At 65.8% G+C, this 11,716-nt stretch carries 16 protein-coding genes; 11 read left to right on the plus strand and 5 right to left on the minus strand.

Annotation, left to right across the window (positions count from 1 at the left end; translation table 11 throughout):
* From ASC95_RS31770 to ASC95_RS08085, 9 genes are all read left to right on the plus strand, one after another.
* On the plus strand, window positions 1-609 hold a 609-nt coding region (locus ASC95_RS31770; protein WP_235537804.1), incomplete at its 5' end, for a hypothetical protein.
* A gap of 79 nt (window positions 610-688) precedes the next feature.
* A complete protein-coding gene (locus ASC95_RS30425) occupies window positions 689-964 on the plus strand; it encodes a hypothetical protein (RefSeq protein WP_157256016.1) in 276 nt (91 codons plus the stop codon).
* 19 nt (window positions 965-983) lie between these two features.
* Window positions 984-1,256, plus strand: coding sequence for a hypothetical protein (locus ASC95_RS08060; protein ID WP_057297252.1), 273 nt, complete (start codon window positions 984-986; stop codon window positions 1,254-1,256).
* Window positions 1,257-1,323: 67 nt separating this feature from the next.
* Entirely contained in the window at window positions 1,324-1,734 is a 411-nt protein-coding gene (locus tag ASC95_RS08065; RefSeq protein WP_057297253.1) for a hypothetical protein, read from the plus strand.
* Window positions 1,735-1,816: 82 nt separating this feature from the next.
* The gene (locus tag ASC95_RS08070; protein ID WP_157256018.1) at window positions 1,817-2,173 is read left to right on the plus strand and encodes a hypothetical protein; all 357 of its coding nucleotides are present in this window, start codon (window positions 1,817-1,819) and stop codon (window positions 2,171-2,173) included.
* A 78-nt stretch (window positions 2,174-2,251) separates the two neighbouring features.
* Window positions 2,252-2,611 carry a DUF5071 domain-containing protein gene (locus ASC95_RS29810; protein WP_235537805.1) on the plus strand — a complete coding sequence of 120 codons (360 nt, stop codon included), beginning with the start codon at window positions 2,252-2,254 and terminating at the stop codon, window positions 2,609-2,611.
* Between the two features lie 98 nt (window positions 2,612-2,709).
* Window positions 2,710-3,165, plus strand: a complete 456-nt coding sequence (locus tag ASC95_RS29815) for a cupin domain-containing protein (RefSeq protein WP_082567611.1) — start codon at window positions 2,710-2,712, stop codon at window positions 3,163-3,165.
* A 21-nt stretch (window positions 3,166-3,186) separates the two neighbouring features.
* Window positions 3,187-3,756 carry a dihydrofolate reductase family protein gene (locus tag ASC95_RS08080; RefSeq protein ID WP_057297256.1) on the plus strand — a complete coding sequence of 190 codons (570 nt, stop codon included), beginning with the start codon at window positions 3,187-3,189 and terminating at the stop codon, window positions 3,754-3,756.
* Window positions 3,757-3,785: 29 nt separating this feature from the next.
* Window positions 3,786-4,196 (plus strand): GNAT family N-acetyltransferase, encoded by a 411-nt coding sequence (locus tag ASC95_RS08085; protein ID WP_057297257.1) that lies wholly within the window; start codon window positions 3,786-3,788, stop codon window positions 4,194-4,196.
* Between the two features lie 50 nt (window positions 4,197-4,246).
* Here ASC95_RS08085 and ASC95_RS08090 read toward each other — a convergent pair whose 3' ends face one another.
* The 5 genes from ASC95_RS08090 to ASC95_RS08110 form a co-directional block, all read right to left on the minus strand.
* On the minus strand, window positions 4,247-5,077 hold the full coding sequence (locus ASC95_RS08090) for a PEP-CTERM sorting domain-containing protein (RefSeq protein ID WP_057297258.1): 831 nt from the start codon (window positions 5,075-5,077) through the stop codon (window positions 4,247-4,249).
* Between the two features lie 430 nt (window positions 5,078-5,507).
* Window positions 5,508-6,392 (minus strand): ABC transporter substrate-binding protein, encoded by an 885-nt coding sequence (locus tag ASC95_RS08095; RefSeq protein WP_157256019.1) that lies wholly within the window; start codon window positions 6,390-6,392, stop codon window positions 5,508-5,510.
* A 399-nt stretch (window positions 6,393-6,791) separates the two neighbouring features.
* Complete coding sequence (locus ASC95_RS08100) at window positions 6,792-7,319, minus strand: YcnI family protein (RefSeq protein WP_057297260.1); 528 nt, start codon at window positions 7,317-7,319, stop codon at window positions 6,792-6,794.
* Window positions 7,316-9,703, minus strand: coding sequence for a TonB-dependent receptor (locus ASC95_RS08105; protein ID WP_057297261.1), 2,388 nt, complete (start codon window positions 9,701-9,703; stop codon window positions 7,316-7,318). Before ASC95_RS08105 ends, ASC95_RS08100 begins: the two co-directional genes overlap by 4 nt.
* An 84-nt stretch (window positions 9,704-9,787) precedes the next feature.
* Entirely contained in the window at window positions 9,788-10,177 is a 390-nt protein-coding gene (locus ASC95_RS08110; RefSeq protein ID WP_057297262.1) for a DUF2946 family protein, read from the minus strand.
* A gap of 110 nt (window positions 10,178-10,287) precedes the next feature.
* On the opposite strand from ASC95_RS08110, the gene ASC95_RS08115 reads away from it, so the two are divergent.
* Both ASC95_RS08115 and ASC95_RS08120 read left to right on the plus strand, forming a co-directional pair.
* Window positions 10,288-10,920 (plus strand): hypothetical protein, encoded by a 633-nt coding sequence (locus ASC95_RS08115; RefSeq protein WP_057297263.1) that lies wholly within the window; start codon window positions 10,288-10,290, stop codon window positions 10,918-10,920.
* A gap of 4 nt (window positions 10,921-10,924) precedes the next feature.
* Complete coding sequence (locus tag ASC95_RS08120) at window positions 10,925-11,716, plus strand: hypothetical protein (protein WP_057297264.1); 792 nt, start codon at window positions 10,925-10,927, stop codon at window positions 11,714-11,716.

The following is an 11,716-nucleotide window of genomic DNA, read 5'->3' on the forward strand; positions in this document are numbered from 1 at the left end:
GTGAGCGCGTGTCGGTGTCCCGCTTCGGCGGCGCCCGGACCTGGATTCCGCGTTGCATTGCGCTTCCGGCTAGTCCACCAAGCCTGCTCGCCTCAGCCGGCGACGGGCTTCAACTTCGGCGGCTTCGTCGTGTCGCGGCCAGCGGCGCTTCGACAAACTGCGCTCGGCATAACCGGTCGCTSCAGCGGACGGCTTCGCCGCCCGCTGASCTTTCACGTTAGCCAGCCAACCGGACAGGCTCTGGTCGGCTTCGCCTCCCGGCCCGTGCCGGTTACCGCCAGCGTTGAGCTCATGAAACCAGAATCTAGCTACCTCGCGTCTCTGGGCGAATTGGCGACGCTCAAGAGCACCATCGGCGGCTGGTATCACCAGGATGCGTATCTCGATTTCGAAACAGACGACGACATCTGGCGGAGCATCGTTGAAGGACGGGATGGAGACGAAATGCGGCGCCTCACTGCTCAGATTGTTGACCTTCTCTTAAGGGAAGACCACGAGGTTCTCGGCCTGTGGAATACCCACGCGCATTCCCACAGGCTCGACGACGCCAATGAGGCACGTGAGTTTTTCGGTGCGATGCTGAAATTCTTCAAAGGGGCCGCAAAGTGATGCCCAACCCTGCGCTCAAGCGGACCTGCGCCAGCTACGCTGGCTGGTCCGCTTACCTGGAACGTTGRGCARCAGGTAAATGAACAGCGTCGTGCACACCATTGATTCATCCAGCGGCAAGCGTCGACTGCAAGTAGTGCGACGCGCGGACGGACTGTTCGGGTATCAAGAGCAGTACTGCTACACCAACGCGCTGGCTGGCGTCGACCGTTGGGCATCATTGCCGCCGACGTCCTCCCTTTTCGAGAGCCTAGAAGCTGCTGTCCGAGAGGCGCCGTACCTTTTCGAATGGCTGGCTGCCGATCACATTTCTGCCCAACCTTGCACTGCAGCGGACGGCTTCGCCGCCCGCTGAGCTTGACGTTGAACAGTACATGAGGCGGCGTCAGATATTTCGTTTTTCCGCGCAGTCGGAAACGTTGGTTGAGCAGTTTTTGCGGAGCCTTCGGAAGATCGCCTTGCTCGACGAAGAGCGCGAGAGCTTTGTGTTCACGCAGCGCCCCAATGAACAGCCCTTTGAGTTTCATTGCGTGATCGTTCAGGGCGGTATTGAAGTTCAGTGGGTTGGCGATGGCCTTCTGTTCCTGGGCGCGTTCGTTGACGGACTTACTAGCGAGTTCAAACAAGTTTCGATGGAGGATGCGTGATGTTCAACCTTTCGCTCCAGCGGACGGCTTCGCCGCCCTCTGAGCTTCGACGTTATAGGTCAGTCGAATGATTTGTTCCGCCGAGGAATTTGCCCGTCTCCGCATCAGCCAGATTCCGGCGGAGCAAGAGCGTGCAGGGTCAGACGATGCCCCGGCTGATGTCTGGCTGGCAGTCATCGAGCGGTATCCAGATATGCGCGAGTGGGTGGCTAACAACAAGACGGTGCCACTGGAGGTGCTGGATCGACTCGCCAACGATCCCTCAACTGCCGTCAGGTATACGGTCGCCGGAAAGCGCAAGCTAAGCCAGGATTTGCAGCGGGCGCTCATGCGAGATCCTGATTCTTCAGTCCGACATGCCTTGGCTTGCAATGCGAAGTGCGACACGGCTGTTCTCGCGGAGCTCACTTCGGACGAAGAGCCGTTCGTCAGCGATGCCGCGAAGAAAAGATTGCAGGTGCGCAGCGGTGCCCTATAACCTGCCATTCGAGCGGACCGCCTTCGGCGTCCGCTCACCTTCACGTTGAACCGCTATGTATAGGCTTCTAGTCGAACGAGTCGTGCCATTCACGCCTGGGGACGAGAGCGCGACGGTGACGTTGCGGAGCGCGCAGGGCGTCATCGACGCGTTCTGCTGGCCGTGCGAATTGGCCCGCGGCACCTATGTCTGTGACGCTTTGTCTGGGGATGACGCGGAGGTGCAAGCTGCGTACTTGGCCGACTGGCCGGACGACGTTCGAGCGCAGCGCTCCGTCGAGCGGTTGGAGAAGGTTGGCGAGTGGTCATACAAGGGCGTAGCTCGCGTCGTCGACCAATCCCTTGGACTGATCGAAGTGCTCGGATTCCGCATCGAAGTCGGCGAAGTCCCATGCGACGGCGCTGTTGAGTTCAGCATTTCCCGGCTCAACGTCCGATGAAGCGGTTCAACCCTTCACTGCAGCGGACGGCTTCGCCGCCCGCTGAGTCTTCACGTTATGCATCCTGAAGCTTTAGTCTTGCCACGCGACAAGTTCGATCTTGCCGCCGCTAACGCTGCAGTCGAGGCAGGGTGGCCTGCGATCAAACCTAGCGCAGAACGACTCCTGCAGTGGGTTCAGGATGCCAATTGGCCTGTTGCGCTAGTCCTCGCTCCTGCACTGGCTGCTGTCGGTGAGCCGCTTGCGCCTTATGTCCGTCGAGTGCTGGCGGGCGAAGACGAAACGTGGAAGTACAACCTCATCGGAACGGTCGTAGCCCAATCCCAGGAACTGACTTCCGCCCTTCGCCCAGAGCTGGAGCGCATTGCGTTTTTTCCCACGCCTTCCGAGCGCGCCGAGGAGGTTTGCAATGTTGCCCGCGAGGCGCTGGAACAATGAGCCAGATGCATAACCTGCCATTGGAGCGGACCGCCTGCGGCGTCCGCTCATCTTCACGTTAGGCTCACCAAGACTCCCACGCTCACGGAAAGCTCGCAATGCCGAAAATCGATATCGCCACGGTGCCTGTGCGCGTAGGGACCGGCTACCCGAATCCGTTCAACGAAGCTTGTGCCGGTCGAACACGTCAACGTCTCGGGGATGCCGGCGGCCTCAATGCTTTCGGCGTGAACCTCATGACCCTTCCGGCGGGAAAGTGGTCAAGCCAAAGGCACTGGCACAGTCACGAAGATGAGTTCGTTTACGTATTGTCGGGTGAGCTAACGCTCGTTGAAGATGGCGAGGAAGCCATCCTTCGTGCCGGCGACTGTGCTGCCTTTCCGAAGGGAACCGGCAATGGGCATCACCTCCAGAACCGCTGCGATAGCGTTGCCGTCTACCTCGAAGTCGGTTCTCGTCATCCGGATGACATGACCACATGCTCGGACGTCGACTTGAAGTCGTCAAATCGAGACGGAGCCTTTGTTCACAAGGACGGCGCGCCCTATCCGTAGCGAGAGAGCAGGAGACCCCAAATGTCCACCTCGGTCCTCTTCATGTCGATGTCACTCGACGGATACATCGCTGGCCCGAACGACGAAGTCGGCAACCCCGGCGGCGACGGGTTCGACCGGTTGCACGAGTGGTATGGGGACTTCTCCCGTCCATCTGGGCCGGTCGGACAATTGTGGGACGACTGGAACTCACCTGGCGCGATTCTGGCGGGGCGGCGCACTGTGGAGCAGGTCGATCACTGGGGCGGTGACAACCACGGTGTCCCGATCATCGTGCCCAGCCACCGGCCGCCAGGCCCTTCGGTAGCGAACTATCCGTTGGTGACCTACGTGCCCGACGGCATCGAGCGCGCAATGGCGCAGGCAAAGGCCGCCGCCGGGGATCGCATCGTGCTGATGCTCGGCGCGTACACGGCACAACGGGCGCTCGAGGCTGGTGTGCTGGACGAGTTGCAGATCCACCAGATCCCGGTCCTGCTCGGTGGTGGCCGCCGGCTATTCGAGATGTTGCCTTCGCGCGTGGAGTTGGAGATTGTCCGGGTGATCGACACCCCGGAGGCCACCCACATCCGCTATCGCGTTCGTCGCTGAGTCGGGTGGCGCCTAACCACGTGACACCCATGAGTGCAGCGCCCGCCATCGAATACAAGCTCTCGCCGCCCCTAAGTGACCTGGAGCTGAACAAGTTGTTTTCTGCGTCGTGGGCGAACCATTGCCCTGCGACATTTCAGCCCGTCTTGCGCTCCAGCATGGCCTACGTTTGCGCCTACCGGGGGACCGAACTTGTCGGCTACGTCAACGTCGCCTGGGACGGCAAGGCGCATGCGTTTGTCCTTGACACCACGGTTCATCCCAGTTTCCGGCGGCACGGTATCGGAACGGCGTTGGTTCTTGCCGCGCTGGAGCAAGCCAGGGCGCGCGGGGTCACTTGGGTGCACGTCGACTTCGAGCCTGACCTGCGGGAGTTCTACAGCCGTTGCGGGTTTCGCTTGTCCGAGGCTGGTGTCTTCAACGTCGCGGGAGAGGCGTAGTCGTCAAGGTGCGTTCCGCGGGCGGGCCTTGGGCCGCGACTTGGATCGCGTCAACGCGCGCGCCGGCGCCGGGCCAGCATGCCCAGACAGGCCAAGCCGGCCAGGATCAGGGCCCCGCTGCCCGGCTCGGGTACCGGCACGGCGCTGGTTACGAAATGGCCATCGGTGGCCAGGCCATTGGCGGCCGTGAAGCCGTAGAACACCGGCGTGCCGACGAGGCCGAGCTGGTCGAAGCTGACTTGGGCGCTGACTGTGAAGGTGCCGAGGTTCAAGTGCTCAATGGTGCCAGTCAGCATGCCGGCGTTGTCATTCAGGCCCGAGGGCGTGTACTGCACTGAGGCATACCACTGGAAGTCGGGGTCGCGGATGGCGTCGCCCAGGCCGGTTTCTGTAGCGGCCAGCGGCGTCACGGAGCCGCCGGACAGGATCTGCAAGCTGGGCGACACCGGTTCGCCGTTGAAATGGAAGGTGTCGATGGCGAAGGCCACGCTGGCCGTGCTCAAACCGTCATAGCCGAGGCCCGAGCCCGCGCCGCCGACGCCGGCCGTGTCGCTCAGCGTGAAGGTGAAACCGTCGCCACGCAGGCCCTGGCTGACGGGGATGAAAAAGTGGAAGTCGAAGGCGAAGGCCTGGTTGAAGTCCAGGGCGATCGCATTCGGCGCGAAGCCGGCGCCGCCCTGGCCGCCGGTGCCCGCCGCTGTCAGCTGCAGGTCGCTGTAGGTAAAGCCATTGCCGGGCGTCATGTTGGACGCCGTGGCGCTCCCGTACAGCGACCAGGTCGTGAAGTCGGTGAGGCCGGTGGCCAGGCTCACTCCCTGTTGGGCATGGGCGCCAAGGCTGGCGGCAAGGGTCAGGGGCAACAGCAGTCGAGCGAGCTTCATGGCGGGGTCTCCGATCAGGTTGGAGGCCAGTTTTGAAGGGCACCGTTAGGCAATCGTTAGTGGCAAGGGCTTGCCTGACCCCTCAACCCCGGGGGGCATGCCCACCATCCGCGCCCATGGCCCTCGCACACACCAAAACTCGTGCGCAGCGCCCGCGTGCCGGCCTGCTGTTGCCATGCCCGGCCCTGCGTCGCAGCCACGGCACACGCGGCTGATGCGCGCCACCGAGGTCGGCCAGACCTGCCTCGTGGACGTGCAGGTGAAGAACGGGACCGCGGCGAGGCGGGCTTTTTCCTGTTGACGCTGCCAGCGCCCTAGCGCGAGGGCGTCAGCGTCGCGATGCGCTGAGACAGCACGCCCGGGCTGGGAGCTTTGGCGGCCACTTCTGTCTCAAAGAGAAATTGCCTTGTCGGCGTGAGGTCGTCGTTGCCTACTTCGGCTTAGCCTTCGTCGGCCAGCGCCGGAAGTCATACCAGAGCTCCGGGCGTTCGGCGGGCGTGGCGGTGCCAGGCGTGAGCAGCGGATTGGTGAGATCGATCACCACGCGCTCATGCAGGCGCGCACGGCGTAACCGTTCGCCGAAGTAGCGCTCAAAGAGCTTGTCAAAGCTGCCATCGGCAATTGCCTGGTTCAGTCCGCGCTCAATGTCGGCGGCAAGCTTCGTGGCCTTGCGGTTCACCATGAAGTAGGCGTCATAGGGGTAGTGCAACGCCACGCGAGACTCCACCTCGAAGCGGTCCGAGCGCTCCGCGAGCTCATCCCAGACCTCGGTCAACCCACGGGGAAAGTAGTCGAATCGTTCTCCCTGCAGCATGTTGAAGAGCGCCAGATAGGCCGAGCCAGCCACGACCGGAATGCCGTTGGCACGCAGGATCTCGGTGTCCGGCCAGCTCTGGCCTTGGCCTACCCGCAGTTGCTGAAGTTGCCGCAGTGAGTTGAGCGACGCAAAGCGTGCCTGATCTCCGCGCCGGATGAGGCCAACCCTCCAACCGAGCATGCCGCGATTGACGGGGATGCGGATCGCCAGCAAGCGGGCTTCGCGCTCGGGCGAGGCAGGAATGGGCGCCACGTCGATCATGCGCCCCGCTTCCAGTTCGAGGACCTGGCGCTCCTGGTTCATGGTGACACCCGCATGCTCGATCCGGTATTCGGTGCCGCAGCGCGCCAACGCCAGCGCCAGCAATTGATCGGCGTAGACCGACCGACGGTCGTCATGAACCTCGGGGCGCGGAATGCGCACGACCTCGACGGCTGCCGCAGTCTGCACCGCCGCCGTAAACCACAGTGCCGCGCAGAATCGAGCGAGCACCGTCATGAAGAACTCCTGCTGCTGCAACAGGTAACGATGCTACCGGTCAGTTCCCAGAAGGCCGCTGCACACGTCGAGTGGCGTTTGCATGTGGGCAAAGTAAAGCCCCGAGCGGCCAAGGCCGTTCGGGGCGCAAGAGCGCTTCACGCCGCCCGAGACGCACCCCGGAGGGGCGTGGGGCTGCGGCGTGGATCACAGCGCAGGTGGCCCGGCAGGGCGACACCGGGAGGTGACGCAGCTGGGCCCGAATCTCATGCTTTCATGGTCGCGGGCGGTTCGCGTTTGTCCGCCTCGCCAGGGGCCGCAACGTTGCCGGGGGCCATGCACTGGTGACGGGCTGAATCATCGGCGCAGCAGGCTGCGAACAATGCCGCGATCAGCCAGGGCCGACCCGGCTTTTTCGGCTCAGTGGACGTGCGCGTCGGCGCGTGCCGGTGTCACTTTCAGCCGCACGGCCGGTGCACGCGGCCTCGGATTCGCGGCCGTCGGCAACTCGGCCCAGTGCCATTCGCCCTGGGTGCAGACCTGGCGCACGGCAAAGGCCAGCTCGCCCGGTTCGGCGGGCAGCGTGACGCGCAGGATGAATTCGTCATACCAGGCGTCCGGCAGGTGGTTGGCCTCGCCATTGGCCGTCCAGCGCACTTCGGCCAGTTCGTCAGTGACGGGCTTGCCGTGGCTCTCGGACGGGACTTTGAGCGGGCGGCGCTGGGTGGCCAGCGTCCAGCCGGGTTTGGGCATGGGCTTGGCGCCGCCCAGGCCCTCGGGAAGGGTGACGACGATTTCCTTCGTCGCGGCGCCGCCCTCGCAGCCGTGGCCGACCTTGAAGACGGCGCGGTAGCTGCTGCCGGCCGGGGCTTCGGGCTGCTCCAGCGTGATGTGGGCCTGGGCGGTGCCGACCAGGGCGAGCAGGGATGCGGTGAGGTAGGTCTTCATAGGTCGAATTTCAGCTCGGCTGAGTAGCTGCGCTGCGGGTAGGGGTGGAAGTTCCAGTATTGATAGTTGTTCAGGTTGTCGATGCCGACCCCGGCGCTCCACTGGCGGTCGATCTTCCACAGCAGGCGCAGGTCGGCGGTCCCGAACTTGCTGACGCCCATGTAGGCGAAGCCGTTCACGTCGGCATTGTTCAGCGTACGGTATTGGCGGCCGCTGTAGCGGGCCGCGAGGCTGGCGCTCCAGTGCTCGTCGAGGCGCCAGGTGGCGAGGACCGTGGCCCGCCAGCGCGGGATGTTGGGCTGCCATCTGCCGAGGGTATCGCCGGGCATGTTGACGAAGCCGGCGTTGGCCTTGATTGTGGAGTCGGTGTAGGTGGCGCTGGCGCTCAGGTCCAGCCCCTTCACCAGCCAGCCGGTCGTACCCAGGGTCGCTTCCAACCCGCTGGTGGCGATGTGATCGATGTTCTGCACGCGGCTGACATTCCGGTTGGCTGACGCGTCGAACAGCGTCTGCGAATAGAGCGCGTCGCGCGTCGTCTCCGCAAAAAAGGTGAGGCGCGATTGCATCGCTCCCCAGACGGACTCGGCGCTCAACTCGGCGGTCCAGGACTTCTCGGGCTTCAGGTCCGGGTCATTGATGTACTGCGAATTCGCGGTCGACGTGGCGCCGTAGAGCTCGGCGACGGTGGGCATGCGCACCGCGCGGCCCATCGAGGCCTTGAGCACGGTGTCGGACGCGGCCTGCCAGGACAGCGCGGCCTTGGGCGACAGGAAGCGTTCGCTGCGCGCGGCGTGGCTGCGGCCGTCAGTGGGTGAGGCATCGGTGCGGCCGTGGCGGGCCTGCCAGGCTTCGGCGCGCAGGCCGAGCACGGCCTTCCAGCCCTCGGCCGGCAGCCAGGCGTCCTGCAAATAGGCGGCTTGCAGGCGGGTGTCGCCGCTCACGTTGGCCGCCAGTGCGCCGGGTGCGTCGGTGAGGTAATTGCCGGCGATGCTGGAGGTCAGGTAGCGCAGTCGGTAGCCGTCCTGCTGCAGGCCCAGGTCCAGGACATGGCCACTGCCGGCCGGTCGCCAGAGGCCCTTGGCGGCAAGCGTGTGCCAGCCGGTGCCGCTGCCGTCAGCGAGGGTCCCGGCACCGCCGGTCTGGGCGCCGGGCTGGGGATTCGTGGCGGCGTTCTGGCGCTTGTCGTCGCGGCGGTAGTCGTACCGGCTGGCGGCCAGCTCCCAGTCCCATTCGCCATTCGTGCGGCTCTTTACCGAGACGCCGTGCATCAGATGCAGCAGTTGCTCGTGCGTCAGCGCGAAGTCGCCGCCGGTGAGGGGCGCAAACTGCCGACCGTCGATGACGATGGCGCCCGAGTAGACCGGCTGGCCGGCGGCATTGCGCAGCGAGCTCTGCGATTGGCCGTCCGAATCATTGCGCCAGGCACCCATCACATAGGTGGCGCGCAGCGTCGGGCCGAGGTCGTAGGCCAGCTTGATCTTGAGGTGGTCCTGCCGGGTGCTGTAGGTCGTTCCCGCGCCCAGCAGGTACCAGGGCTGGCCGCTGCTGTTGGGCGCGAGCACGGCGCCGGCCACCGGCGTACGGTTGGTGACCGCCGTGCCCGCGCTGGCCAGGCGGTTGGCAAAGGTCAGCGGCTGGCCGTCGCTGTCGGTGCGGTTGACGTTGAGCCACCAGCTGAAATCGCTGGCTCGATCGCCCACCGAAGCACTGGCCTGCCAGGCGCGATAGGTTGTCTTGCTGCCGTACAACTCGAAGGGCTGCGCGGTGTAACCCAGCTTGGCATGCGCCTCGAACCGGGTCGGCATGCGCGTCACGTAGTCGACGGCGGCACCCACCGAGTTGCCGGGGTAGGCAGCCGAGAACGGCCCGTACATGACATCGACGCGCTCGATTTCTTCCGGTGTCACCATGCCCCAGCGCGGTGGGAAAGACAGGCCGCCGACGCCGTTGCCGAGGTAGTTGGACAGCAGCATGCCGTCCGCGTAGACGGCCGAGCGCGCGCTGTTGCCGGTGCCCGAGGCGCGGCTGGACAGGATGGCGTGGTTGTAGTCGCCGATGTAGCGCTTGCGCACCAGCAGGCTGGGCAGGTACTTCAACGCGTCTTCGGCGTCGGTCGCGTTGATGCTGCGGGCTATGTCCTCGCGCGTGACGGTTTCGCGGGTGGTGGGAATGTTGGTGGGCAGGGAGCTGGGTGCGGCGCCTTGCACGCGCACGAGGCCGAGCCTCGTGCGGGGCGCGGCAGGCGGAGCGTCTTCGGCCGCGCTGGTGGGCAGGGCAGTGGGCGGTGCGTCATCGCAATCGTCGCAGGCCCCGGCCAGGGCTGGCAGGAGGCAAACGGCGGCGCAGGCGGCGGCCGCTCGCGCAAGGGCAGTCTTCTTGTTCATGAACGGGTAGTGATCCGAGTCGCGCCGACGCCCGGGCGGGCGACGGCAAACACCAGGCCTTGTTGGCCCGGCAGTGCAGGAGACTCAGATCGACCCGGGTGGGGCGCGTGCGCTGGCAGGCCGCCAGGCGTGGGCAGTGACCGGCGCGGTCCAGAAGCGCTCGGGCGCCTCCAGCACGAGGTCGTCACGCAGCGCAAGTTGCAGCGGAGCGGGGGGTGCGGCCAGATCGGCGGCGTGCAGATGGCAGGCCGCGCAGTGCCCCTTGGCCAGCAGGTCCAGCGCGGCCTCGATGGGCTTGGGTTGCTGGCCAGCCTGCGTGGCCGACGGGGCGCGGCAGACGTCCTGCCAAGTGAAGAAGCCGCCCCGCGCATGCGCCAGCGCGGCGCTGATGCCTGGCGCCAGCAGGCCCAGCACCAGCACGGCGAGCAGCCACCAGGACTGGCGGCGGGCTTGGGCGTGGGCGAGGCGGCGCATGGGAGGACGATTCTAGGCACTGGGCCGACGCCGACGACACGCTGCGCGCAGGCGGGGCCATAGTTGAATTGAGGTTGTGCGCAGCACGAGGGGCGGCCGACACTGCATCCATGGACGCCGCCGCACCGCCCCTCAAGCCCTGGCCCGCCCGCGCGATCGGCTGGATGGGTGCCGAGGCGCCCAAGCTGATCGCCAGCATCGTCGTGCTGGTGCTGGGCTTCTGGATCAAGGACTCGGTGGACCTGGCCATCAAGCAGCGCCAGCTCGACCTGAGCTACACCAAGGAAATGCTGGGCCTGCTGCAAAAGCTCACCGAAGAGGAAGACCTCGACAAGCTGGACAACGCCGCTGTCGTGCTGGCCTCCTTTGGTGAGCCGGCTCTGCCAGCCCTGTTGATGGAGTTGCGCCGCCCCGGCCTGCATGCCCTGGCCGCCAAGCATGGGCTGGAGGCCATGGCCGTGCGCGAACCCGAGACGCTGTGCCGCCTGCTGCCGCCGCTGCTGCTCAAGCGCAATCAGTATTACGACATCGGCGCCCACCGCACCCTCGTGGGCCTCATCGGCGACAACGGCTGCACCAAGGCGCTACCGCAACTGCGCCGCTACCGCGACCTCGTCAGCGCCGCGGTGGCCGGCAAGCCCGACGGCTTGCAGCAGCGCATCGGCGGCGACATCGCCGCGCCGGCCGAGCAGTTTCCGCGGCTCAAGCAGACGGTGGACGAAGCCATCGCCAACCTGGAGTAACACGATGTGGCGAACACCTCTCCTGGCCCTGCTGCTCGGCGGGAGCGCGCAGGCCGCCGTCGTCACCTGCGCGCCTGCGCCGGGGCGCTTCACGGTGCTGCTCAGCGAGCCCAGTGGCGGCGCGATGGCGGATCGCGCGGCCATCGACCGCTTCCTGAACAAGCTGCAGTTCGAGCTGGACCAGGAACGCGACGAGCACTGGATCAACCCAGGCGCCACGCCGGTGGCCTTCCGTGCCTGCCCCAAGCGTGCGCCGGCGCTGGACGGCAGCGAGTTCAGCGCCGAGCTCGTCGAGCAGCTCAACGACCAACGCGTGCTGCTGGAGGTGTGGGGCGTCGTCGACCGCGACGGTGCGCCGCCGGTGCTCTCGGCCCAGATCAACTACCTGCTGGTGCCGCTGCGCTTTGCGGCCGACCAGCGCGAGACGGTTCCGTCGGGCTTGCAGCGCCTGCGCTATCCGGAGGCCGGCGCGGTACCGACGACGGACGCTGTGCAGCTCATCTCCAAGCCGCTTGACCTGGACGCCTTCATCGCCACGGCGCTGGGCCTGAAGCTGCTGCGTGAGCGTGCCTACGAGCCGGCGCATGCCAACCTGTGCCGTGCGGCCAGCCTGCTGGGTGCCATGCTCAAGCGGCCCATCACCGGCCGCAGCAAGGCCGATCTGACGGCGCTGCATGGCTTCGTGCAGGACAGCGCCGCCCGCACGCTGCGCGAGGCGCTGGCCGATGTGGCTTACCCCAAGACCGGGTTGCTGCGGTTGCAAAGCCCGGTCCGGCCCTGCGCCGGAGAGGAGTGA

Origin of the sequence: Pelomonas sp. Root1217, assembly GCF_001425705.1 — a bacterium.
Classification (GTDB): Bacteria; Pseudomonadota; Gammaproteobacteria; order Burkholderiales; family Burkholderiaceae_C; genus Pelomonas.

What these genes read in the sequence shown, in the direction of transcription:
- ASC95_RS30425 (WP_157256016.1), top strand. Translation starts at nt 689, where the DNA reads ATGAACAGCGTCGTGCACACCATTGATTCATCCAGCGGCAAGCGTCGA.
- ASC95_RS08060 (WP_057297252.1), top strand. Translation starts at nt 984, where the DNA reads ATGAGGCGGCGTCAGATATTTCGTTTTTCCGCGCAGTCGGAAACGTTG.
- ASC95_RS08065 (WP_057297253.1), top strand. Translation starts at nt 1,324, where the DNA reads ATGATTTGTTCCGCCGAGGAATTTGCCCGTCTCCGCATCAGCCAGATT.
- ASC95_RS29815 (WP_082567611.1), top strand. Translation starts at nt 2,710, where the DNA reads ATGCCGAAAATCGATATCGCCACGGTGCCTGTGCGCGTAGGGACCGGC.
- ASC95_RS08080 (WP_057297256.1), top strand. Translation starts at nt 3,187, where the DNA reads ATGTCCACCTCGGTCCTCTTCATGTCGATGTCACTCGACGGATACATC.
- ASC95_RS08085 (WP_057297257.1), top strand. Translation starts at nt 3,786, where the DNA reads ATGAGTGCAGCGCCCGCCATCGAATACAAGCTCTCGCCGCCCCTAAGT.
- ASC95_RS08090 (WP_057297258.1), bottom strand. Translation starts at nt 5,077, where the DNA reads ATGAAGCTCGCTCGACTGCTGTTGCCCCTGACCCTTGCCGCCAGCCTT.
- ASC95_RS08095 (WP_157256019.1), bottom strand. Translation starts at nt 6,392, where the DNA reads ATGACGGTGCTCGCTCGATTCTGCGCGGCACTGTGGTTTACGGCGGCG.
- ASC95_RS08100 (WP_057297260.1), bottom strand. Translation starts at nt 7,319, where the DNA reads ATGAAGACCTACCTCACCGCATCCCTGCTCGCCCTGGTCGGCACCGCC.
- ASC95_RS08105 (WP_057297261.1), bottom strand. Translation starts at nt 9,703, where the DNA reads ATGAACAAGAAGACTGCCCTTGCGCGAGCGGCCGCCGCCTGCGCCGCC.
- ASC95_RS08110 (WP_057297262.1), bottom strand. Translation starts at nt 10,177, where the DNA reads ATGCGCCGCCTCGCCCACGCCCAAGCCCGCCGCCAGTCCTGGTGGCTG.
- ASC95_RS08115 (WP_057297263.1), top strand. Translation starts at nt 10,288, where the DNA reads ATGGACGCCGCCGCACCGCCCCTCAAGCCCTGGCCCGCCCGCGCGATC.
- ASC95_RS08120 (WP_057297264.1), top strand. Translation starts at nt 10,925, where the DNA reads ATGTGGCGAACACCTCTCCTGGCCCTGCTGCTCGGCGGGAGCGCGCAG.